This window comes from Hymenobacter busanensis (genome assembly GCF_008727865.1).
Taxonomy (GTDB): Bacteria; Bacteroidota; Bacteroidia; order Cytophagales; family Hymenobacteraceae; genus Solirubrum; species Solirubrum busanense.
The window spans coordinates 256557-280520 of the sequence record NZ_VTWU01000004.1 but is presented as its reverse complement, the minus strand read 5'-3'; the positions used below and the strand labels follow the sequence as shown (position 1 = coordinate 280520).

Here is a 23964-nt window from a genome sequence, read left to right as displayed (position 1 = left end):
AGAAGGTGTCAGCGCCCTTTGATTCATCAGCTGCTGTAGCTAATGAGGTACATAAAAAAGGCCGCCTCCCGAGGGAAGCGGCCTTTTTCGTGCAAATACGCCTGCTGTATTACAGCTTCATCAGCTTCTGTACCGAAGTGCCGCCACCAGGCAGGGCCAGGTGCAGTTGGTACATGCCTTGGCTCAGCTTGCTCAGGTCGATGCGGTGCTGGAGCATGGCAGCGCCTTTGGCTACCTGCTCGGTGAGTACCGTGCGGCCCAGGGCGTCGGTTACGTGCAGCGAGAGGGTACCGCGCTGGGCGTTGTCCACCTGCAGGTTAAACTCGCCCGTGCTCGGGTTCGGGAACACGGCCACGCCTTGCAGCTGCTGGGCGTCGCGGCCCGCGAGGATAGCATCGGTGATGGTGCAGATTTCCAGGCCCCAGCCGGTAATAGAGCCCCCGTTGCCGGTGATGAAGTCGGTTACCTGCAACGACCACGTGCCGTTGGGCAAGGTGCCGGTGTAGGTGCTCAAGGCCGTTTCGGGACGATAGGTGCCACCGGTAGTGATGGGGCAGGTTACCACCGTCGGCGCGCTGTCGTCGAAGTTGGCGCTGAGGTTCGGACCGTTGCACACTACCGTGTACAGCTGCGAACGACGGCCCGAGGGGTTCAGCAGGGCGATGCTCAGTTCCGATACGTCATTGTGCGTGATGCGCAGGCCTTTTACGTTAATGTCCGCAATCGGGTCGTTTCCGGTGATGTTGATGGGCAACGTCGAGGTGTACGTTGAGCCACCGCCCGTACCGATGGTAACGGGCACGTTGGCCGACGTGTAGGTGGTGCACTGCTGGTTGCCTACGTAGAACTGCGAAGCAGCCGAGAACGGACCCGTGCCGCAGTCGGCCGAGCCACGTACCCGCCAGAAGTATCGGCCGTTGTTGTTGAGCACGGTGGTAGCCGTGTACTGGTTGTTGGTCACGTTGGCGTTGATCAGCAACGTAACAAACGCCGGGTCGGTCGACACCTGGATGTCGTAGCTCGTAGCGCCCGGAATGGGTGACCACGTGAACGTCGGCTGCGGCAGCGCGCGTGCCGAGTTCGGGGCCGGCGAGGTCGGCGCGGGAGCTACGTTGGCTGAGTTGCGCACCACCAGCGTGATTTGCTGGGTTTCGGTTTGCGAACCGCTGGTACCCACCACGTTGATGGTGTACGTACCGGCCGGGGTGTTGGCAGCGGTGGCAAGGGTAACGGTGCTGCTGCTGCCCGGAGCTACGGGGTTGGCCGAGAACGAAGCCGTTACGCCCGTGGGCAGGCTCAGGGTCGAGAAGGTTACCTGACCCGTGAAGCCCAGTACTTGTCCTACGCTCACGGCGCAGGAGCCCGAGCTGCCGGGGCAAACCGTAGTGGCAGCCGTGCCGCAGTTAGCCGACAGGTAAAATGCCGGCGAGGTGGGTACCTGCAGCGTGAAGTTCTGGTCGGAGGTGTCGAAGAACACGTTGCCCGAGGCTTTCACCTTGATACGGGCCTGCGTGGTAGCCGTCACGTTCGACGGAATGCTCAGCTGCTGTGTACCGTCGTTGGGCGTGTTGGCCAGCAACGTGAAGGGGTAGGTAGCACCGCCGTCAACGGAGAGCAGAATGTCTACGTTGGCTGCGTTGATGGGAGCTGCCGTCGTGTTGGCCACGTTCCAGGTCACCAGTTCGGTAGCCCCGGCACGCCAGATGATGTTGCTGGTGTTGGGCGCCGTAACCAACAGCGGACCGCCTACCGACGATACCGTGATGGTAGCACCGTCGTACTCCACGCCACCACCCGTCGGGCGGTTGTCGCGGGCCGTCAGGCGGAAGTTCATCACGCGGTCGTACGACGGCAGGGTTTCAAAAGAGCCAGCCACTGCCGGACCACCGGGCGAGGTACGCCGCAGCGGACCGGGGAATACGCGGGTCGGGCTCGTCGAGGGCACGTTGGAGCGGAAAATCGGCGCATCGCCGGTCGGAGCCGTGGGCGTACCGGCCGGGCCGAGGTCAAACTGCTCCCACGAATAGGTCAGCGCGTCGCCGTCGGGGTCAGTAGCCGAGCCGGTCAGCTCAAACGGGGTGCTCTTCGGAATGATGTAGTCGGCACCAGCGTTTACCACGGGCGGGTTGTTGCCCGTCGCTACCGGCGTTACGCAGTTACCCGTACCCGTAATGTGGGTCAGGATTTCGTCGTAGCTCTTGGTGTGGAAATACGGGTCGGAGTTAGGCTGAATGTCGCCGGCCGAGCCGCAGATACCCGCGTAGGCCATGATGGTGGTGCCGCTGCCGGGCTCGTAGGCCGCTACAGCTGCCCGCGTGCCGCCGGCGCAGCTGCCGCCGCCGTCGTAGTTGAAGGTGTGGTTGCCGCCGAACTGGTGGCCGATTTCGTGGGCCACGTAGTCGATATCGAAGGCGTCGCCGGTGGGGTTGGGCAGACCCGTGGAGCCGCGGGCCTTGCCGCTGTTGATGCACACCGAGGGCCGTTGCGCAATACCGCCGTCGGCGGTGTTGAACAAGTGACCGATGTCGTAGTTGGCGGAGCCGACGCGCTGGTCAACCACCGTCTGGTTGGTGTTGAGCGCGGCCCCGTTGCTCAGGTTGGTGTAGGGGTCGGTGGCTGGGTCGAGGTTGATGAGCACGTCGTTGTTGGCAATCAGCTGGAAGCTCACGGCCACCTCCTTGCGGTAGACGCTAGCCACGCGGTTTACCGACGTGGTGATGCCTGCCAGCGCGCCGGCAACCGTTCCGCCCTTGGTTTGGGCGTATTCGCCGGTGCAGGCCATGGCCAAGCGGTAGGTACGCAGTTGCGAACCGTTGGGACGACGCTGAGCAGTTGCCACGGGCGCCAGGCGGTCGTTCACCGTTGGCGTGGTTTCGGTGTAGCACTTGGCCTGTACCAGCGCCGCGCGGTTGATGTCGCGGCGGTTGAACACCAGGTGGTGAATGCCGTCGGGCGTGGGGTCAATAAAGAGCGTGTTTTCCGCCGTCATGATCATGGCGTGGAAACCCGCCGGCGTCATGTCCAGCACGCCGCTGGCCGACGGGTCGTCGATGCCTTGGGCGGCGTAGGTTTTGATTTGCGGGAAGCGGGCGGCAAGGGCCGGGTGCATCACGTCGGTGGTGGTGATGCGGAAGCGCTGCGACGTGCCGTCGGGCAGGGGCAGCGAAATAACGGTACCGGAGTTGCGGCCGGCTACCGAGCCCTCGGCGGGCGCCTGGGCCAGCACGGCCCGCAGGTTGGCAGGCTGAATGCTTACTGCCCGGAAGTGCTCAAGAGCACGGGTAGCAGAGCGGGACGCGGTCGGCAGCTGGTTGTCGTCGGACCAGAGCACCCGTTGCGCCGAAGCGGCAAACGGAGCGGCTAGGCCAGTCACCAGCAGTCCTCCCAACAGCGCGCCACGAAGGGCAGGGCCAGACGGAGTAAAGAGTGTGCGCATTGGCAGTAAAAAAGGGTGGGTTGTGAAAAAGTCGAGGAGAAGAATAACGGCCTCTAAAGTAGTGATTTTCCCAGAGGTTTCGGGCAAAAATCGACCATTGCGGCCAGTCAGTCGACGGCTTTAGCGGCTGGGCTCGGAAAACCGTTTGCTACCAGCCGGCAGCGTGGCTTTGTCGAAGCACAGGTAATGGCGCGGGTCGGCCGGCCGAAAGGGCTCGATCAGGTACACGCGGCCCTGCACCGTGAGCATGGCCCGCAAGCCGGCCGGCGAGGTTTCGAAGCTGACCGTAGTGGTGGCGTCGGCCGGGTCCTGACCGGTATAGGCGCGGATGTCGGGGTACTTGGCGGCCAGTTCGGGCGCCATCACCGCGCTCCGGCTCACGCGGAACCGGCGGCGCGACCCATCGGGGAGCGGCAGGGCCAGCAGCGTTGGGTGGCTGCCTTCGGTGGGCACCTGCTTCAGGTAGCTCTGCAGAGCCGGCCAGTTGAGCGTCAGCACCTGTGCTACCGCCGGGTTCAGGCGCGCTTTGCCGAGCTTGGCCCGCTCGGCTTTGGGGGTGAGGTTCCAATAATCGGGGGAAGCAACACGCCCCGCTTGCAGGGAAACGGCCGCACCCAGTACCATCCCGGCACCAATACCCAGCATAAGCTGCCCGACGCGCCATGTGAACATACCGACCTTGTGTTTAGGTAAAAACTTCACCCCCCGACTGGCAGGTAGTTGTTTGGAATACACGCCGAGCCTCTGGTGGAAAACAAGGGCGCCCGGAAAAACTGCCTCCGGGCGCCCTTGGCGTATTGACACAACCACCGGTACACGGCTGCACCGGCGCGCAGACAATTTACGATTATGATTTGACGAACACCAGCTGCACACGGTCGGCCTGGCTCACGCGGCGCCGAAAATCCGCATAGCCTTCGTGTTGCGCAGGCTCAAACCGGGCCTTGGGCATCTGCAAACACCGAATGTAGAGGACCGAACCGCTCGGCTGCACCTGCACCTCGGCGGAGTAGCTGCCGTAGGGCGTGGTCAATTGGACCGGCGCGGGCAACGACTCCGATTTAAAGCCCGCCGGCAGCTGAAACCGAACCGTATCGGCATCGGTGAAAGGTGTTTCGAGCACGAGGGCCGTGCGCCGCTCCCCTATCCGGGCTGGCGCCGGGGGCAGGCGGTTGAGCAAGTTGGGCGCCAGAAACAGCCGCCGCCCCGTGAGCGAGGTGCCGCGCGGCATACGGTAGCACGATAAAGGTAATGCGTTATCCGTTGACTGGCTGCCGGGCCGGCACGCGGTAGAGGTACACCAGCGCTGCCAGCACACTGGCCGCGCTCATGCCGTGCACGAAGGGCAGGCGGGCGGGCTCGTTGCTGTAGAGCCAGCCGCCGAGCAAGGCGCCCAGCCCAATACCAATTTCCAGCGCGATGTACATGGTGGCCACGGCCCGCCCCCGCCGCTCGGGGTGGCTCAGGTCGATGGTCCAGGCGTAGAGCGTGGGCGAGTTGAGGCCGGTGGAAACGCCGAACAGCGCGGCCGACGCCAGAAACAGGAAGGGCGTGTGGGCCACGCTCAGCAGCAGCAGCGCCGCCACCATCAGCACCGAGGAGATGCGCAGCACCGGCACGCGGCCGTGGCGGTCGGAGGCGCGGCCGGCTACTAGCCGCACCAGCAGCGAGGCCAGGGTGTAGCAGGTAAAAAACAGGCCTTTGTTGTCGATGCCCAGCAGGCGGCTTTGGTCGGGAGCCACCGTGAGCAGGGCGCCGAAGGGAAACAAACACAGCAGCGTGACGAGAGCCGGGCGCAGCACCTGCGGCTCCAGAATTTCGTCGAGGCCAATGCGCAACAGGCCCCAGCGGAACTTCTCGCGCTGAGCCGGGGGCAGGGTTTCCGTCATGGTGCCTTGTACCAGCACCGACAGCAGGGCCATGCCGCTGGACAGGTAGAACAGGGTGTTGAGCGAAAACCACTGGGTGATGTAGCCGCCCAGCGCCGGCCCGGCGGCCATGCCCAAGCTGCCGGCCACGCCTAGCAGGCCCATGGCCTCGCCGCGGCGCTCCAGCGGAATGATGTCGGCCACGTAGGCAGCTGTGCCGGTGGGCTTGAAGCCGGTGCTGAAGCCGTGCAGCAGCCGCAGCGTGAGGAAGGTGAAGACCGTGCCGGCCCACACGTAGAAAAAGCCGCAGATGAAACACACCAACGAGCCAACGACCATGACCGGAATGCGGCCCACGGTGTCGGCGAGCTTGCCGCTGAAGGGGCGCGAAAAGCCGGCCGTGATGGTGAACAGGCCAATGATGAGGCCTTTGTAGTCGCCGCCGCCCATGCGGGTGAGGTGGTCGGGCAGTTCCGGGATGAGCAGGTTGAAGCTCATGAAGAACAGAAACGAACTCAGGCACATCAGCCAGAAGCTGGCGGAATAGACCTTCTCGGTAGTGGGCATAGGGGAAAGCGTGGGCGCGAATAGGCCGCAAAGGTAGGGCGCAACGCGGACGCCCCGGCGCCGGGCTGCCGCTGGGCTGGTTTTCACGGTTTTGTCTAATTAAGAACATAGAGCCCAGGAGCGGTTTAGATATAGGCAGAACGAAGGCACTCCGAACGGGCGGCGAAAGTGCTTAGCGGGAAAATACAAACGCAGGCAGCGCTGTTGCCGCCGTTGCCCCGCCTGCCAAAACGGCTGCTGCCCATCTTTCGGCGCGGCGCTTGCGTAGCTGAGGGCCAATGAGTTTTTGGACCAACCTATTCGAATCGATATCGGCCAAACGGCCGCGCCCCGAGGGCAAGCCGGCCGTGAGCTTGCGGGAGCGGTTTTCGGCCCTACGCAACCTGCCCGAGTTTCTGCGCCTGATCTGGCAGACCAGCCCGGCCCTCACGTTGGGCAACGTAGCCCTGCGCCTGCTGCGCGCCGCCCTGCCGGTAGCCATGCTCTACGTGGCTCAGCTGCTGCTCGACTCGGTGGTGCACCTGAGCCAGCTGCCGGCCGAGCAGCGCCCCGCCAACCTGATGCCCGCCTCGGGCTACGCCGCGCTGGAATTCGGCCTGGCCATCCTCTCCGACCTACTGGGCCGCGGCACTGCCCTGCTCGACTCGCTGCTGGGCGACCTGTTTGCCAACCGCACTTCGGTGCGGCTGATGGAGCACGCCGCCGAGCTGGACCTCGACCAGTTTGAGGACAGCACGTTCTACGACAAGCTGGAGCGTGCCCGCCGCCAAACCCTCTCGCGCACCGTGCTCATGGCCCAGGTGCTCAGCCAGGCCCAGGACGTTATTACGATGGCGTTTCTGGCCGTGGGCCTTGCGGCCTTCAACCCCTGGCTGCTGCTCTTGCTGCTGGTGGCAGTGGTGCCGGCGTTCTTGGGCGAGTCGCACTTCAACGAACGCAGCTACTCGCTGGTGCACGGCTGGACGCCCGAGCGGCGCGAGCTGGACTACCTGCGCCAGACCGGCGCCTCCGACGAAACGGCCAAGGAGGTCAAGATTTTCGGCCTCTCACGCTTCCTCATCGACCGGTTCCGGCAACTCTCCGACGAGTTCTACCAGAAAAACAAGGACCTCGTGATTCGGCGGGCGGGCTGGGGCTCGTTTTTCGCGGCCGTGGGCGCGGCGGGCTACTACGCGGCCTACGTGTACATCATCCGGCAGGCCGTGTTGGGCCAGGTCAGCATCGGGCAGCTCACGTTTCTGGCCGGCTCGTTTGCGCGCATGCGGGGCTTGCTCGAAGGCATCCTAAGCCGCTTCAGCTCGGTGGCCGACGGGGCGCTGTACCTGCAGGACTTCTTCGACTTTTTTGCGCTGCGGCCGCGCATTGTGCGCCAAGAGCTTACGGGTGAACGACCGATACCCTTTCCCCGGCCCATCCGGCAAGGTTTTCAGTTTGAAAACGTGGGTTTTCAGTACAAGAACGGCGCAAAATGGGCTCTTCGGAACCTGAATTTCATGCTGAAAGCCGGCGAGAAGCTGGCGCTGGTGGGCGAAAACGGCGCCGGTAAAACCACGCTCGTCAAGCTGCTGGCCCGCCTCTACGACCCCACCGAAGGCCGCATCCTGCTCGACGGCTACGACCTGCGCGAGTACGACCCGGCCGAGCTGCGCCAGGAAATCGGCGTCATCTTCCAGGATTTCGTGCGCTTTCAGCTGCCCGCTGGCCAAAACATTGCCGTGGGCCGCATCGACGAGCGGCAGAACCAGGACCGCATCGAAGGCGCCGCTGCCCGCAGCCTGGCCGATTCCGTCATTGCCAAGCTGCCCCAGGGCTACGAGCAGATGATCGGGCGGCGCTTCGCGGGCGGCGTGGATTTGAGCGGTGGCGAGTGGCAGAAAATTGCCCTCGGCCGCGCCTACATGCGCGACGCGCAGCTGCTGATTCTCGACGAGCCCACCGCCGCCCTCGACGCCCGCGCCGAGTACGAGGTGTTTCAGCGCTTCAAGGAGCTGACGCAGGGCAAAACGGCCGTGCTCATCTCGCACCGCTTCAGCACCGTGCGCATGGCCGACCGCATCCTGGTCATCGAAAACGGGCAGCTGCAGGAGTTAGGGTCGCACGAGGAGCTGCTGGCCAAGGGCGGCCGCTACGCCGAGCTGTTTCAGCTGCAGGCGGCGGGGTACCGGTAGACTATGCCAGCTTGTGCTAGTCGGCGGCGCTTGCCAGGGTGCTGACGTGCTTAATGCAGGTTGTTGTGGGGCGCGTACACCACCAGCGGACGGTCGGAAAAAGGATTGGACAGCAGCTGCACCGGTACCTCGAACACGGCCTGCACCATGCCCGCCGTCAAGGTTTCGGGAGCGGCTAGCGTGGTATGCACCGACCCGCTTTTGAGCAGCACCAGTTGATCCGCATATGTCAGGGCTAAGTTCAGATCGTGCAGGATGGCTACTACCGTCGCCCCCGCGCGGGACAGCGCGTGGGCGCGACGCAACAGTTGGTGCTGGTAGTTCAGGTCGAGGCTTGATACCGGTTCGTCGAGCAGCAATATGCGGGGCTGATTGGGCAGCGGCTCCCAGAGTTGGGCCAGTACGCGGGCCATCTGCACTTTTTGGGCCTCGCCGCCCGAGAGCGAGAGGTAGTCGCGCTCGGCGAAGGCGTGCATGCCCAGCGCCTCCAGGGCCTGCTGCACAATCACGTGGTCGTAGGCGTTGGGGGCTTGCCGGAAATGCGGATAGCGGCCCATGAGCACCACTTCCTGCACGCTGAGCGGAAACACCAGCTGCGTTTCCTGCGACAGCACCGCCCGCACCCGCGCCAGCTCGGCCGCCGGGTAGCTGGCCAGGGGCCGGCGGTTGAGCAGCACGTTGCCCTCGGATGGCGCATACAAGCCCGCCAACAGGCGCAGCAGGGTGGTTTTGCCGGCGCCGTTGGGGCCCATGAGCACCGTAAACCGGCCGGCGGGGCAGTCAATGGAGGCGTCGTGCAGCAAGACTTTGGGGCCGACGCGGAAGCTGACGTTGTGGGCGCTAAGCATGGATACTACGCATAGAAGCCGCCGCGTTGGCCGGGCCGGTGGTGCCGGGCCAGCATCCAGAGAAACACCGGCGCGCCCACAAACGCCGTGAGCACCCCAATGGGCAATTCGGCGGGCGCAATAACGGTGCGCGCCACGGCATCGGCTACCACCAGCAGCGCGCCGCCCAGCAGGCAGGCACCGAGCAGCAGGCGGCGGTTGTCGGAGAAGCCGAGCAGACGCAGCAAGTGCGGCACCAGCAAGCCCACAAAGCCGATAACGCCGACGAGCGAGGTAGCCACGGCCACCAGCAACGTGTTCAGCAGCAGCACCCGCGTTTGCAGCCGACGCACGTTCACGCCCAGGTATTGCGCCTCGTTTTCGCCGAGCTGCAGGGCGTTTAGGCCCTTTGTGAGCTGCAGGCTCAGTCCCACGCCCAGCGCCAGCGCCGCCCCTACCAAGTACACGCCGGACCAGTCGGCGCTGGAGAAGCTGCCGAGGCTCCAGAAGGTGATGGAGCGGGCCTGCGGGTCGCGGGCGAAGTAAGAAAAGCAGCCGGTGCCGCCCGTGGCCAGGGCATTGACGGCAATACCGGCCAGCAGCATGGTAGCCACCGTCACGCGCCCCTGTGCCGCCGACAGCCGGTAGACCAGCCACGTGGCAGCCAACGCGCCCAGAAAAGCCGCGCCGGGCAGCACCACCGAGGCCACTACCGTCGAACTCAGGCCCTGAACCTTGCTGCCCAACACGAACACCGCCGCTGCGCCCAGCGCCGCCCCGGCCGAGGTGCCAATCAGGCCCGGCTCCACAATGGGGTTGCGAAACAAGGCTTGCATGAGCGTGCCCGAGGCCGACAGCGCCGCGCCCACCAAGGCACAGAGCACCACCCGCGGCAACCGGATCTGGAAAAACACGTCGCGGTGGAGCGTCGCCAGGCCATCCGTCGACGGGGTGCCAAGCCCTAGCGCTTCGGCGGCGAAGCCTCCGATTTCGGCCCAGGTAAGCACCACCGCGCCCAGCCGCGCCGACGCCAGCATACACAGCACCAGCAGTGCGGCCAGCAACCCGAAATACGTGCGCACGCGGGGCAGCGACTGTATCATCACGGCCGGGGCGCGGTTTGGTGAATGAGCTTCTGCAGCTGCAGCACCACCTGCCCGGTGCGCGGGCCGAGGTACACCATGTCGTGCTCTTCCACGCGGTAGATGCGGTTGTTTTTGGCCGCGGGCGTAAGGGCCACGCCGGGCAGCTTCTTGAACGCCTCCAGCCCGCCGGTGCGGTCGAACCCGAAGTCGGTAGCCAGAATCACGTCGGGCTGGGCCTCAGCAATCAACTCGGAGCTGATTGGCTTCATGCCCTCGGTGGCTTGCAGCGAGTTGGTGGCGCCGGCCCATTCCAGCAGCTGCGAGGCCAGGTTTTTCTGCCCCATGGCCAGGTAAATGTTCTTCTGCATGCCGTAATGGATGATGACCACCTTGGGCTTGTCGGCATACTGCTGGCGGGCTTTTTCGGCCTGCTGCATGTCGGCGGCGAGGCGGCGGCAGAGTGTGTCGGCCTGCGCGTGCTTGCCGAAGAGCTGGCCCAAGCGGCGCAGCAGCTGCTCGGTTTCGGGAATGGTTTTGGTCGAGGGAAATTCCTGCAGCGGAATGCCCACGCCAGCCACCTGCGTCAGCACGGCTTCGGGCGCAATGTTGCCGTCGTGAAACACCACGCTGGGCTTGAGCGAGATGATGCCTTCGGCGTTCAAAAGGCGGTGGTAGCCCACCGAGGTCAGCTTCTTGGCTTCGGGCGGGTAGCTGCTCGACAAATCCCGGCCCACCAGATGGTCGCCGGCGCCGAGGGCAAAAATCATTTCCGTCAGCTGCTTCGACACCGACACGATGCGGTCGGTATGGATGCGGGCCGTGGAATCGGTAGTGGCTGCTGGAGCCGCCGGCGCGGTGACGGTGTCGGCGGCTTTATCGGTTTGGTTGCAGGCGCTTAGCCACGTGGCAGCGGCCAACAGCAAGGTGTAAAAAGGTCTTTTCATCAGACGAAGAAGCTAGGAAGCGCCGCAGCGGGGTAGCGCGATTTTTCAGTTCGCGCTACCCTTGGCTTAAAACGTGTAGTTGAGGTTGGCGCCGGCGTACCAGTTGCGGGGCGTGCCGGGGTTGTAGAAGGTGGGCTTGCCCACGGGCGTGGCCTGGTTCAGCGCCACCGACACGGCGTAGTGCTCGTCGGCTATGTTGTCGAGGCCGGCGAATACGTCGTAGCCGAAATGCGAGAAGAGTTTGCCGCGCACGCCGGCTTTGCTGTTGAGCAGCCAGTAGGCGGCGGCGTAGCGCTTGTTGTTGTCCTGAATAGGCGTGCGGTCGGTGTACTGCGCGGTCAGGTTCAGGTACAGGCCGAAGCGCGTTTCTGCATCGAGGCCGCCGGTGAACAGATTGCGGAAGGTGCCCGTCACTTGCTTGCCGCTAAAGTCGCCGGTGAGCAGCTTGTAGTCCTTGAACTCGGCGTCGGTGTAGGTGTAGCTCACAAAGGGCCGCAGCTGGGTGAGCAGGCCGGTACTGTTGGCGGCCACTAGGTTGCCCGACACGGCCAGCTCCACGCCTTGGTACTGCGTCTCGCCCGAATTCACGAAGTAGGTTACGTTGGCGGCGTCGCGCTGCTGCACAAGGCCGTTCTGCACCCGCATCCGAAACAGCGTGAGGTCGTAGTTGAGCTTGTTGCCGAGCACGGTGCCGCGCGAGCCCAGCTCCAGGTTGCGGTTTTTCTCGGGCTTCAGGTCGGGGTTAATCGGGCCGCTCGACAAGCCAATCTGGCTGCTGATGGGCGGCGAAAAACCGGTGCTGTACTGCGCGTACACCGAAAACTGGTCGTTGAAGGTGTGCACCAAGGCCGCCCGCGGCGTAATGACGGGCTTGAACTGCCGGTAGCCGGTGAAGCGCGGGGCCAGCAAGTCGCTCAGCCGGAAGCTCACCACGTTGTAGCTCGCGCCCAGTGTCAGCGTGGTGTGGGCAGTCAGCGAAGCTTCGGCCTGGGCAAAGGTGTTGACCTGCGTGGCGCGGATTTCCTGGTCGGAGTTGATGGCGCCGGCTACGCCTTGCGCGGAAATGGCGTAGCGCTTGTTCATGTCCTGGTTGGCCAAGTATTCGGTGCCCAGGGCAAAGCGCGGGCGCAGGGTGCCCAGCTCGGGCGCGTAGGTAAACACGCTGCGCACGCCGCGCTTGCCGCGCTGCACGCGGGCAAAGTTGGGCTCCACCGGGCTCAGCGAGTAGGAAGTCGACGTAAACAGGCTCGTGGTGTTGGCGAAGCTGTCGGTGAAACGGTAGGTGTGCGTAAAGCCCAGGCGCGTCACTTCGGCATCCACCCCCACGTCCTTGCTCACGTAAGCCGGGGCGGTTTTGCGGTAGTTGGTGAAGAAATCGGTGCTGTCCAGCTCGCCGGCGTAGTTGTCGTGCTGGGCGGTGTAGGTGGCCAGCAGGCTCACCGTCTGCCGGTCCGACACGTAGAAGTCGCCGGCCACGGTCACAAAATCCTTGCGGCTGTTGGATTGTGCCTCGCGGAAGCCGCGGGTTTCCTGGTGGCCGTAGTTCACCAGCAGGTTCACTTTGTCGCTGCCGATGCCCACGCCGGTATTGGTGCGAAACAGGCCGTATTTGCCCACCGTGGTGCCCACGTGGAGACTCGTGCCCGGTGCGGCTTTGCGCGTTTGAAACGACACGACGCCGCCCAGCGTGGCGCCGTAGAGCGTGGAGGCCGGGCCCTTAATCACGTCGATGCGGCCAAGGGTGGTATAGTCGAGGTCGTCGAGCGACGTGGTGCCGTCGGCTTCGGAGAGTGGGATGCCGTTCTGGTAAAGCTTGATGCCGCGGATGCTGAAGCGCCCGTAGGTGCCGATGCCGCGAATCAGGATGTTGGACTGCGAGGCGGCGCTGCGTACGTTCATGCGCACGCCCGGCACCTGGTTCAGTGTGTTCTGCAGGAAAATCGGGTTGTTGCGCTGGATGTCTTTCTCCGTCACGATGCTCAGGGCGGCCGGGGTTTCCAGCAATTTCCGCTCGGTGCCGGTGCCGTAGCCCACCACCTGCACTTCGCTCAGGCCGGTGTTGGATGCTTCCAAGGCAATGACCATGGCCACCGCGTTGGCGTTTTTCAGCGGCACCACCTGCGGCACGTAGCCCAGGTACTGCACCTTCACCGCTTCAAAGGCCTCGGGAGCCGACAGCGTGAAGCGGCCGTTTTCGTCGGTCGTCACGGCAAGGGTGGAGTTGCCGGCCGCCACGGCGGCCCCCACCAGCGGCTGGCGGGTTTGCTGATCGAGCACGGTGCCCGCAGCGGTGTATTGGGCCACGGCCGCCAACGGCAGCGCGGCCATGCTCCACAGCAGGAGCACAACGGTATAAATGAATTTCATGAAAAGCAGAGAATTGGCCAGCTACGGCCAAGCGTGTTGGAAGTGCGCGGCAGCGCGTTTGGCGCTGGCCGAAACACAAAAGGAAACCCAGGGCGCCAGCAACTGCCGGCGTAACTCAGGCACAGGGTTTGGTATATGATGGCCCAGGCCCTTGGCCTCCGTCAACGGGCACGTCACCACACCAGTGGAAACAATAGCGAAGCTGCAAACCTGCTCTATTCGCCGTGCTGGCGCGAGGCTGCTGCAGGTTTCTGTAGCATCAATTTCCAGAAAGAGCAGCCGGTGGGCAGGAGCTTTGCGGGCCAGCCCATTAGCCGCGCACAGCGCGGGGCGGCACGAACGGGGCCGCCGGTGGCCGGGTACCGTGCCCCTGCAGAAAGGCGGCGTAGTGCGGCCTGGTCGATTCCAGCAGTGGCTTGGGCAGCGCTACGCCGGGGTCCGGCATCAATACCGCAAGCCAAAAGCCGAACAGCTTTTTGGCCATTTTACCCGCTTCCGCGCTGGGGTGCGCCCAGTCGCGGGGGTGCGCGGCTACGCGGTCCAGCAGCTGCTCCTCCCCTTGGTCGTGCCAGCACCAGTACGTTACCGAGTCGGTACCCACGTGCGTGTAGAGCGCGTCGTAGAGGCTGCCCCGGAACCGAAACTCGTCGTCGGTAATCCAGCGCAGCTGGGCCTGGGCCGCCTCGGAGCAGGCGACGGTAATACGGGTAAGACCGAAATCGGGGCGGTGCGCGCGCCGTTGCGCCGCCGCAGCCCGAAACTGCTGCCGCTGCCACATGCCGAGGGGGTACACTCCCATCAGGTGGTAGGCAAAAAGCAGCAGCAGCAAACCAGCTATGAGGCGGCGCACAAGGATAATGCTTTGCGTAGGTGGCCCAGGAGCCATTGCCAAAACTACCACAAAAAGCAGCGTCCCGCGCGACCCGGTCGGCTAGCGGGCGTCGCCAAACGGGGCATTGCGCACCCGAATGATTTCGGCCGCCACGCTGATGGCTATTTCCTCGGGCGTGCGGCTGTGAATGGGCAAGCCGATGGGCGTGTACAGCCGGTGCAACTGCTGTTCGCTGTAGCCGTCGGTGCGCAGGCCGTCGAGCAAGCGGGCTACTTTGGCCTCACTGCCCATCAGGCCCAGGTAGGCCAGGTCGTGGTCGAGCAGCTGCCGCACGGCCACATCGTCGGAGCGGTAGCCGAAGGTCATGATGACGGCGTACTGATTGGGGCCTTCGGGCACTTCCGCGGCCAGCTTGTCGTAGCTCAGGCTGCGTTTTTCGTGCACGTACGGGTTGATCAGCAGCGTGTTCAGGCCGGGCCGGTCGTCAAATACCGTCAGGTGGAAGTCGAGCGTGGCCATAATGCGCGACAAGGCCAGCGCCACGTGGCCGCCGCCCACAATGGTAAGCCGGTCGCGGAATCCAAGGGCCTCGCTGTAGTGCCAGCGGCCCGCCGCCTCGTCGGTTATTTCCAGGTTCATGGCGCGGCCCGTGCGCCCCAGATGCACGCTCAGCTCGCCGGTATGCGACAGGTGCATGGTGCCCGCCTCGTGCTGTTCGAGCAATTCGACGGCTGTGTGCACGGCGGGTATGTGGCACGGCAGCAGCGGCAGCAGCAGCAGGGTTTGCTGCCCCGAGCAAATCATACCGGAACGGTCGAACGGCGCTTCGGAGCGGTGAATCTGCTCGCGCAAGAGCACGGCGGTTTCGCCCCGTTTCATCCGGTCGCGGGCCAGCTCCACAAACTTGTGCTCCATGATGCCGCCCCCGATGGAGCCTGTCATGGAACCCGCCGCCACGCTCATCTTAAATCCTTGCCGGCCGGGGCTTCCGCCGGTGCTGCGGGCCACCAGCAGCAGCGTAACGGGCACGCCGGCGCGCAGGCACGCCAAGGCATGTTGCCACACGAGCAAATCGCGCGGCGCGGGGGAGGTAGCAGAAAGGGAGTCCAAGGCGGGGCGGGCGGGGAAATCGAACCGCAAGAAACGGATTCAGACGGGGTTATGAAAGCAACTGCCCCAAGAAAAGCCGCTAAGCCGCTCCTGCTTCGGCGCCTACCACGTAGCGCTGATGGCGTAGTAAACCGCCATCAGGCCCGAATACAGGGAGCTGGCCAGGAAGCGCTGATGCCCCGGCACGTGGTTTTGGATGAAGTAATTGACCACCAACGACACGGGTGCATTCAGGGCAAACGAGCGGGCCGCTACGGGCAGCAGGTGCCAGCCAATTTGGTCGAACTGGCCGGTGAAGACGAGCAGCAGCACCATGTGACGCAGGATCCAAAGCGGGTTGAAGTAGACCTGCGACAATGCGGCCCGCAGCCAGCCAATGGCCGGACGGCTGCTCTGGGGCACGCGGCGGTCAATCCAGCCGAAGAAGGCGGGGACTTCGCGGGCGTAGAGAAAACCGCCCAGCAACGCTACGCCCAGCAGGCGCGACCAATGAAAATCGTGGAGCAAGAGGGCCGCGGCGGTGTCGCCGGCGGCGTAGAGAAACATACCGCGCAGCATGTTGCGCTGCACGTCGGTAGAACGGATGACCGGCGCAATGAGGAAGCGCAGCGGGGCCGTGGCAAGAGAATAAAGCAAAGCGAAAAAAGGGCAAAAAACGCAGTAAAAAGGCCGCAAAGGTACGGCGCAAAGCTGACACTTGCCAGGTGTGCCGGGAAATAGGCTTTCGGGCCTGGCAAGCCCCGGCATGAACGCGCCGGCAGCAAGAGCGGTTCAGCCCGCACGAAAAAAGCCCCGACACTGCTGCGCCGGGGCTTTTTCAGAACCAAGAAGTCGTGAGGCTTACAGGCTGGCCGGAGCCGCTTCGCCTTTCTTCTTCTTGGTTTTCATCTTCACTTTGGTGGCCTTCACGTCGCCTGCCGAGGCGGTGCTGGCCGAGGGGTTCGGACCGTTGTTGACGATGGTCATTTCGTCGACGATGTGCTTGGCGCCGCCCAGCTTCTCGATGCACCAGAGCACGTAGCGGATGTCGGCGTTGATGCAGCGCTTCAGCTCGGGGTCGTAGGCCAGGTCGCCGGTCATGGCTTCCCAGTTGCCGTCGAAGGCCAGGCCAATCAGCTCGCCGCGGCCGTTGATGACGGGCGAGCCGCTGTTGCCGCCGGTAATGTCGTTGTCGGTGATGAAGGCCGTGTGCAGCGTGCCGTCTTTATCGGCAAAGCGGCCGTAGTCTTTGGCGCGCAGCAGCTCGATTTGCTTTTTGGGCACCACAAACTCGGGGTTGGTGGCGTCTTCCTTCTCCAGAATGCCCTGCGCCGTGGTGAAGTAGTTGTAGCGCACGGCGTCGCGGCCCTGGTAGGCGCGCACGGTGCCGTAGCTCAGGCGAATGGTGGAGTTGGCATCGGGCGAGTAGACTTTCTGGCTGTTCTTCTCGCGCATGGCGGCCACGTAGAGGCGGTTGGCGCGGCCCAAACCAGCTTGTGCGGCCTGCATCTTAGGCGCAATGTTCTGCTGGTAGTTGGTGAAGAGGCTGTTGATGGTCTTGAACGCCGGGTCGTTTTCCAGCTGCTGGAGCGTGGGCTTCTGCAGGAACTGCTTGGTCTTGGCTTCCGAGGTCAGGAACGACTTGCCAAACACCTCATCGGCGTATTTCTGCATCGAGCCGCCGTACTGCTTGGCTACGGTCTGGAAGATGTCGGGCTGCTGCTCCTTGGGCACGTCGTTGTAGTACATCTGCAGCAGGGCCGCAAACACCTTCTTGTCGGTGGAGGAGCTGTAGTCCTTGAAGAACTCCGCGGTCGGCTCCTGCAAGTCGTCGGTGGCCTTTTTGATGGCGGCCTGGTCGGGGCTTTCGGCTTTCAGCAAGGTGTAGAGCGGGCGCAGGCGCGAGGCAAACGTCAGGATTTCGGTGCCCAGCGCGGCTTCGTTCATGTACACCGAGCTGAGGTTGTACTGGCGCATGGTGGCGTAGGCCTGGTTGATGTCGTTGAGCACCGAGCCGTACTGCTGGCCGCGGGCCGCGTCGGCGGCAATCCACTGCATGAGGGTGCGCTCTTCGGCCGTTTTCTGGTCCACGGTTTTCAGCCGCTTCATGCCCTCGTTCTGGCCAATGAAGTACTTCCAGTAGTTGGCAATGTTGGCGTACTTCGAAGCGTACTTGAGGCGCAGGGCGGGGTCCTGGTCGCCGTCTTCTTTCCAGATTTTCAGGCGGGTGTCGCGCAGCTTAATGCGGGCCGGGTTGCTCTGGTCGAGGGTGAGCTGAAGGCCGGCAGCGGGCAAAAAGCGCTGCGTGCGGCCGGGAAAGCCGAACACCATGGCGAAGTCCGATTCGGCCACGCCCTGCAGGCTCACGGGCAGGTGCTTTTTGGGCACGTAGGGCTGGTTGCCTTCTTGGAAGCCGGCGGTGGGCTTGTTGTTCTTGTCGGCGTACACGCGGAACATCGAGAAGTCGGCGGTGTGGCGGGGCCACATCCAGTTGTCGGTGTCGCCGCCAAACTTGCCCACCGACTCGGGCGGGGCCCCCACCAGGCGCACGTCGCCGAAGCGCTGGTACACGAACAGGTAGTATTCGTTGCCGGCAAACATGTCGCGCACGTAAGCCACGTACTGGCCGTTTTCCTTGGCGGCCTCGGCCATTTCACGCTGGCGCTTCTGCACGGTGGCTACGCGCTCGGCCTCGGGCGTTTGGGGCGTAATGCCTTCGAGCACCTTGCCGGTCACGTCTTCCATGCGCACCAGAATGTCCACGAACAAGCCGGGGTTTTTCAGCTCCTCGCCCTTGTTGGCGGCGTAGAAACCGTCGGCCAGCAGGTTTTTCTGCGGGGTGCTGTGGCTCTGAATGGCGTCGTAGCCGCAGTGGTGGTTGGTAAGCAGCAGGCCCTGGCCGCTCACAAACTCGCCGGTGCAAAAGCCGCCGAGCTGCACCACGGCGTCTTTCAGGGAGGCGTTGTTGACGTCGTAGATTTCTTCGGCCGTCAGCTTGAGGCCTTTTTTCTGCATGTCGGCTTGGTTGAGGCGCTTCACGAGCAGCGGCAACCACATGCCTTCGTCGGCGCGGGCCACGGCCGGCAGCAGCAGCGCCAGCAGCAAGCCTTTCAGCCAGGAACGTTTAAACATTCGGGTAACTGGGAAAAGTGGTGAGTGAAATGAGGAATGGGCTACAAACCTACACCTTTGTCGGTTGCCGATTGTTGTGGGCCAGTGGCTGGCTGCTGGTTCTGGGGCACGCAACCCAAGGCACCCGAGCAGCTCATCGGCAACCCGTAACAATCAGTAATCCACTCCCAACACCCACGCGTGGCGTCTCTGTTCAAATCGTTGTTTCTGGCCCTGGTCTGGATCTACCGGCACCTGATTTCGCCGCTCACGCCGCCCTCGTGCCGCTACACGCCTACCTGTTCGGCCTACGCCGCCGAGGCCATTCAGCGGCACGGCCCGTGGCGCGGGGGCTGGCTGGCGCTGCGCCGCATTGGGCGCTGCCACCCCTGGGGCGGCCACGGCTACGACCCCGTGCCGGACTGAACTCCGGGCACCGCAAAGGTCTTTCCTGGTGCCTCCTCGCCGCTGGCGGGCATACTGCCCGGCATGGCCTTGCCTCCCGTTCCTGCGTATACCCTCTCCCACCCGGTCTGCTTTGGCAGCCGGGTGTTTTTTCACCGCATTCTTCTGTTGATATGAACCGAGTATATGTAGCCTTGCTGGGCGTGCTGCTGGCATCGACCTCTTGTTCCGAAGCGCAAAGCGACGCCAAAGGCAACAAAAGAGGGGGCAAAGGCGGCAAGAAGAAAGACAAAACCTCCGTGATGAATCCGGTGGCGGGCCTCACCCGGCTGGGCAACATGCCGGCCGAAGTACCCGAAAGTTCCGGTCTGGCGCGCGGCCCCGAACCCGGCACGTTCTACACCCACGGCGACCACGGCAACACGCCCACGTTGTACCTGGTGCGCCAGAGCGGCGAGCTGGTGCGGCGCGTCGAGATTCCCGGCATTCAGCAGGAAGACTGGGAATCGGTGGCGCAGGATGCGCAGGGGCGTCTCTACATTGGCGACTGCGGCAACAACTCCAACACCCGCCAGGACCTAACCATCTACCGCGTCGACCCCAACAACCCGGCCCAGGTTAGCACCATCCGCTTCAGCTACCCCGACCAAACGGCTTTCCCGCCGCCCAAGAACGACCGCAACTTCGACGTGGAATCCAGCCTGTGGCACAACGGCACGCTGTACCTCTTCACCCGCAACCGCGCCCGCGGCCGCGACTGTAAGATTTACACCCTGCAGGCCGACGGCCCCGCGCAACAGACGGCCAAGCTGCTGGGCCAGATTACGCTGCCCGGCGAAGTCACCGACGCCAACCTGAGCCCCGACGGCAAGCACCTGGCCCTGCTGGGCCGCGAGCAGCTGTACCTCTGCGACGTAAAAGGCGGCAACTTCACCAAAGCCAAGGCCCGCACGGTGGAGCTACCCGGCGCCGGCCAAACCGAAGGCCTCGTGTTTACCGACAACCAAACGCTGGTCATCAGCACCGAGCAGGGCGTGCTTTACCAGTACAAGTTGCAGTAGCCGTTTTCCACTGCTCGCCGCCTGCTAACGCGGCTGGTCTTTCCCACAAGCACAACGCTTCGGTCTTCCGGCCGAAGCGTTGTGCTTTGCTTTGGGTGGGCACGGCTTGGCTGGCAGGAGACGACCAAGCGCAGCCGAGCAGTGTTGTCGTTTCAACGAGGCGTGTAGCTGGCAGGGCTACGTGTCAACGTTCCCGGCATCGATTGCACAAATAAAAGCTTCTGGCTTACAGCTGTTGGGATTGTAATGGGGGTAGTATTGGTGGCATTCCGCTCAGCACCAGCCCCAATCCTTATGGCAAACCTTTCCTTTGTGCACCTCCTGCGTTGGGTGCTGGCGGTCCGCTTTTGGGCTGTGCTCAGCTTCCTGTTGCTGCTGGGCCTGGCCGCCCGCGCCCAAACCTACAACGCCGTGGTGGCCAAGGACGGTACGGGCAGCTTTGCCACCGTGCAGGCTGCCATCAACGCGGCGCCTACCGGGCGCACCACGCCCTACACCATCTTCATCAAGAATGGCAAGTACCGCGAAAAGGTGACTGTGCCGGCCAACAAGCCGTTTCTGCAGCTGACTGGCGAAAGCGTGGCGGGTACCATCCTCTCGTGGAACGACGCCAACACGCCCTCGTTTCCCGGCAACTCGTCCAGCTTCATCATCAATGCGTCGGACATCAGCGCGCTGAACATCACCTTTGAGAATACCTACGGCGACGCCCCGCAGGGCCTGGCCATGTACATCACCGGCGACCGGGTGGCTTTCAAGAACTGTCGTTTCCTGGGCGGGCAGGACACGATGCAGCTCAACTCGCAGGCCGGCAACCGCAGCTACTTCAAGGAGTGCTACATCGACGGGGTAGTCGACTTCATCTTCGGGGCGGGCCGGGGCGTGTTTGAGCACTGCATCATTTACCCGCGCACCCGGCGCGACGGCGGCACCGGCGGCTACATCACGGCCGCCAACACCCAGCCGGGCCAGCCCTACGGCTTCGTGTTCCGCAACTGTACCATTCCCGACAACCGGGGCACCACGACTTATACCCTGGGCCGCCCCTGGCAAAACGACTCGGGCTCGACGCCCACCGACCGTTCGCACACCAAGGTGGTGTGGCTGAACACGACCATGGGCAGCACGATCAAGCCCGTGGGCTGGCAGGTGTGGGACGCCGGCACCGTGACCAGCGTCATTCAATACGCCGAGTACAAAAGCCGGGACTTCAGCGGCAACCTGGTTAATACCAGCCAGCGCGTGCCCTGGTCGATGCAGCTCACCGACGCCGACACCGCGCTGTACACCCGCGCGGCCGTGCTCGGCAGCTGGGACCCGTGCGCAATAGTGCCCAATTTCTGCGGCCGCCGGGCACCTGACATTGCCGTGTCGAACTTCTGGGCCGTGAAAGGCACGGCTACGGCCCCTTCCACCATCACCTGGAACCTGAGTTGGCACATTGCCGGCGTGCAGTACCAGGTGTTCCGCAGCAGCACCCGCCGCGGCACCTACACCCCGCTCTACACCACCACCTCGACCGTCGCCACGAACATCAACTTCGGTACCACGGACCCGATTCCAGCCCCCGGCTCGTCGTATTTCTACTACGTGCGGGCTTCAAAAGCGGGCCTGGCGACGCACGTTACCGACACGCTGCAGATTTCGAGCACGCCGACCATTACGACCACCGGCGCGCTGCAGGCTTTCCTGCAGGGCGGCCGGCAGCCCTCGGCCGCGCAAAACTTCCTGGTGGCCGCTGAAAACCTGACGGCCGTCTTGCGCATTGCCCCGCCGGCTGGCTTTGAAGTGTCGGCCAACGGCGGCACCACTTGGTTCGGCAGCAGCACCGCGCTGACACTCACGCCAAGCGCAACCGGCAACGTAGCCAGCACCACCATCGGCGTGCGGCTGAACGCGGCAGCGGTGGGCGCTTCTGCCGGTAACATCACCCTCAGCAGCACCGGCGCGGCCAGCCAGACGGTGGCTTTGACGGGCACTACCCAGGCCGCGGTGTTGCCGCAGTCGGTGCCGCTGCTCTGGTGGCCGATGACGCGCAACAACCAGGATAGCACGGCCGTGCGCTCGGCCCGGGTGGTGGCCAGCCTGCCCACGTTCCGCAAATTTCAGCTTTCCAACGGCTCGGCTACGGCTACTATTCCGCCCTACTCCAACCGCTACGGCCAAGCCTTTGCGCCTTCGGCCGATGGGGGCTGGACGGCAGCTGTGGGCGGCAACGGCGGCAACCTGAACCGCACCTACTACGAGCAATTCACCGTGAGCGGCACTGCCGGCAGCCCGGTGCGTCTCGACTCCGTATTGCTCAACGCCTACGTCACGGGCTCGACGAGCAATACCAAGCTGGCAGTGGTTTGGTCAAAGTCGGGCTTCACAACCGACTCGACCGACGTGACAGGTGGGCGCGGCCCGGGGGGCGCGCTGCAGAGCACGGCCAACGGCGGCTTCACCACACCCATCTTCACCACCAACACCAGCAGCACCTACCGCTTGGCCCTGGCCGGTGCCGCTGGCGTCACGCTGCAGCCAGGTCAGACGCTCAGTTTGCGCGTGTATTTCAGCTGCGGCTCTACCACCACCGCCACCCGCTTTGCCACGCTGAAGCACGTGGTGGTGAAAGGCGAGGCCGGCGTGGTCAACGGCAGCCGGGCCGCCCGCAATAGCGTGCTGCAGGTATACCCTAATCCGACGACGGAGCAACTAACCGTGGTGCACCCGGCCGCCGCGGGTGGTACCGAAATTGCCGTGTACTCCCTGCTGGGTCAGCGTGTGGCCGTGGTGTCTTGTGTTGCGGGCAGCCGCGCTACTACACTCAATGTGGCCGGACTCAGCCGCGGGCAGTACCTGCTGCGCTACAGCAGCCCGACCGAGCAATTCACGACTCGCATCAACAAGCAATAGGCAGCCACGGCGGCAGGTAGCCGACGGGGGTATAGCCCACAAAAAAAGCGTCAGCCACAAGTGGCTGACGCTTTTTTTTATCGTCGTCTTTGCTTCAGCAGAAGCTGCAACAGCGAATTTCTTCGCGTTAGCGGGTGACTGGCTTGGCCGCCGGCGCGGCGGGCTCGTTCAGGTCGCGGGGGGCGTAGCCGTAGCGGTTGTCGGGTTGCTTGCCGGCGCGTAGCAGCACCCACAGGCCCACAAAAACCAGCGGAATGCTGAGCACCTGGCCCATGTTGAGCGGGGCCAGCGCCCACGTGCTTTCGAAGCCTTCCTGGTTTTCCTTCAGGAACTCGACCAAGAAGCGGAACGTGAACAGCAGCGTGACAAAGAGGCCGAAGAGCAGGCCGCGCGGGGTGCGCTCCTTGTACTTGTTCCAGAGGCCGTAGAGCAGCACAAACAGGAACAGGCAGAACAGCGCCTCGTAAATCTGAGTGGGGTGGTGCGGCTCCAGCGGCACGTTGGTTACCTCGTGGTGAATCTCGTTGTAGCGCACAAACTTGAACGCCCACGGCACGTCGGTCTGGCGGCCGATGATTTCGGAGTTCATCAGGTTGCCCAGCCGAATGCACATGCCGCCGGTGGCCACCACAATCACGATACGGTCGAGCACCCACAGGTAGTCGAACTTGTTGTTGCGGCTGAAGAGCCACGTGGCCAGCAGGATGCCCAGCGTGGCGCCGTGGCTGGCCAGGCCGCCTTCCCATATCTTGAGGATTTCGCCGGGGTGCGCGAGGTAGTGCGCGGGGTCGTAGAACAGCACGTGGCCCAGGCGCGCGCCCAGCACCGTCCCGATGAGCATGTAGATGGTGATGACGTCGACCCAGCGCGGCGACACACGCTCGGCTTTGTAGATATGGGTGAGGATGAAGGAGCCGATGATGAAGCCCGACGCAAACAGCAGTCCGTACCAGCGCAGCGTGAGCGGCCCGATTTGGGCAATGATGGGCGAAACGTCCCAGGTAATGAAGGCAAGCATGAGGCAGGAGAAGTTGCGTAGGGGCGTAAAAGTACAGAATGCCCCGCAAGCGCACGAAACGGCAAAACCCACGCCGGTACGCAACCATTGCGGAGCTGCGGGCCTCTCTCCGAGGCGGTTGGTTTCGGACTTTGCCAATTCTTGGGTATTTTGCCAAGCCGACCTTCCACCCCAGGTTGGCTCCCCCTTCTGCTTTTCCCCTCGGTGGGCGCGGTTGCGCCCTTCCCGTTATGTCTTGGCAGTCCGCGCTTTGCCCGCGTGGCCTGTCGGCGACCGGGGCCGTTCGTT

At 63.9% G+C, this 23964-nt stretch carries 17 protein-coding genes; 4 read left to right on the top strand and 13 right to left on the bottom strand.

Translation table 11 applies throughout. From position 1 onward, the window contains the following. Positions 1 to 109: 109 nt before the first annotated feature. The 4 genes from F0P96_RS12170 to F0P96_RS12155 form a co-directional block, all read right to left on the bottom strand. Positions 110 to 3436, bottom strand: a complete 3327-nt coding sequence (locus F0P96_RS12170; RefSeq protein ID WP_151079172.1) for a reprolysin-like metallopeptidase — start codon at positions 3434 to 3436, stop codon at positions 110 to 112. A 120-nt stretch (positions 3437 to 3556) separates the two neighbouring features. Continuing rightward, a complete protein-coding gene (locus F0P96_RS12165) occupies positions 3557 to 4108 on the bottom strand; it encodes a hypothetical protein (RefSeq protein ID WP_151079171.1) in 552 nt (183 codons plus the stop codon). A gap of 175 nt (positions 4109 to 4283) precedes the next feature. Further along, positions 4284 to 4667 carry a hypothetical protein gene (locus tag F0P96_RS12160; RefSeq protein ID WP_151079170.1) on the bottom strand — a complete coding sequence of 128 codons (384 nt, stop codon included), beginning with the start codon at positions 4665 to 4667 and terminating at the stop codon, positions 4284 to 4286. A 25-nt stretch (positions 4668 to 4692) separates the two neighbouring features. After that, positions 4693 to 5871: an MFS transporter gene (locus F0P96_RS12155; RefSeq protein ID WP_151079169.1), complete on the bottom strand. Its 1179-nt coding sequence runs from the start codon at positions 5869 to 5871 to the stop codon at positions 4693 to 4695. Between the two features lie 278 nt (positions 5872 to 6149). On the opposite strand from F0P96_RS12155, the gene F0P96_RS12150 reads away from it, so the two are divergent. Beyond that, the gene (locus tag F0P96_RS12150) at positions 6150 to 8039 is read left to right on the top strand and encodes an ABC transporter ATP-binding protein (protein WP_151079168.1); all 1890 of its coding nucleotides are present in this window, start codon (positions 6150 to 6152) and stop codon (positions 8037 to 8039) included. 50 nt (positions 8040 to 8089) lie between these two features. On the opposite strand, the gene F0P96_RS12145 is transcribed toward F0P96_RS12150, so the two are convergent. From F0P96_RS12145 to F0P96_RS12110, 8 genes are all read right to left on the bottom strand, one after another. Next, positions 8090 to 8887 (bottom strand): heme ABC transporter ATP-binding protein, encoded by a 798-nt coding sequence (locus tag F0P96_RS12145; protein WP_151079167.1) that lies wholly within the window; start codon positions 8885 to 8887, stop codon positions 8090 to 8092. Positions 8888 to 8892: 5 nt separating this feature from the next. Then, a complete protein-coding gene (locus F0P96_RS12140) occupies positions 8893 to 9969 on the bottom strand; it encodes a FecCD family ABC transporter permease (RefSeq protein WP_151079433.1) in 1077 nt (358 codons plus the stop codon). Continuing rightward, a complete protein-coding gene (locus F0P96_RS12135) occupies positions 9969 to 10895 on the bottom strand; it encodes a heme/hemin ABC transporter substrate-binding protein (protein ID WP_151079166.1) in 927 nt (308 codons plus the stop codon). The genes F0P96_RS12140 and F0P96_RS12135 overlap by 1 nt, the downstream gene beginning before the upstream one ends. 66 nt (positions 10896 to 10961) lie before the next feature. Then, positions 10962 to 13262, bottom strand: a complete 2301-nt coding sequence (locus F0P96_RS12130; protein ID WP_151079165.1) for a TonB-dependent receptor — start codon at positions 13260 to 13262, stop codon at positions 10962 to 10964. Between the two features lie 310 nt (positions 13263 to 13572). Further along, positions 13573 to 14112, bottom strand: coding sequence for a hypothetical protein (locus F0P96_RS12125; protein WP_151079164.1), 540 nt, complete (start codon positions 14110 to 14112; stop codon positions 13573 to 13575). Between the two features lie 81 nt (positions 14113 to 14193). Further along, complete coding sequence (locus F0P96_RS12120; RefSeq protein ID WP_151079163.1) at positions 14194 to 15204, bottom strand: XdhC family protein; 1011 nt, start codon at positions 15202 to 15204, stop codon at positions 14194 to 14196. A 102-nt stretch (positions 15205 to 15306) separates the two neighbouring features. Further along, positions 15307 to 15840, bottom strand: coding sequence for a hypothetical protein (locus F0P96_RS12115; RefSeq protein ID WP_235917458.1), 534 nt, complete (start codon positions 15838 to 15840; stop codon positions 15307 to 15309). A gap of 204 nt (positions 15841 to 16044) precedes the next feature. Then, positions 16045 to 18315, bottom strand: coding sequence for a S46 family peptidase (locus tag F0P96_RS12110; RefSeq protein ID WP_151079162.1), 2271 nt, complete (start codon positions 18313 to 18315; stop codon positions 16045 to 16047). A 189-nt stretch (positions 18316 to 18504) separates the two neighbouring features. Between F0P96_RS12110 and yidD the strand changes: the two genes are divergently transcribed. From yidD to F0P96_RS12095, 3 genes are all read left to right on the top strand, one after another. Beyond that, complete coding sequence (gene yidD, locus F0P96_RS12105) at positions 18505 to 18720, top strand: membrane protein insertion efficiency factor YidD (protein ID WP_420840962.1); 216 nt, start codon at positions 18505 to 18507, stop codon at positions 18718 to 18720. 152 nt (positions 18721 to 18872) lie between these two features. Next, a complete protein-coding gene (locus tag F0P96_RS12100; protein WP_151079160.1) occupies positions 18873 to 19760 on the top strand; it encodes a hypothetical protein in 888 nt (295 codons plus the stop codon). Between the two features lie 294 nt (positions 19761 to 20054). Further along, entirely contained in the window at positions 20055 to 22658 is a 2604-nt protein-coding gene (locus tag F0P96_RS12095) for a pectinesterase family protein (RefSeq protein ID WP_160620105.1), read from the top strand. Between the two features lie 127 nt (positions 22659 to 22785). Here the strand turns inward: F0P96_RS12095 and lgt are convergent, their stop codons facing one another. Continuing rightward, positions 22786 to 23676, bottom strand: a complete 891-nt coding sequence (lgt, locus tag F0P96_RS12090) for a prolipoprotein diacylglyceryl transferase (protein WP_151079158.1) — start codon at positions 23674 to 23676, stop codon at positions 22786 to 22788. Between the last annotated feature and the right edge of the window lie 288 nt (positions 23677 to 23964).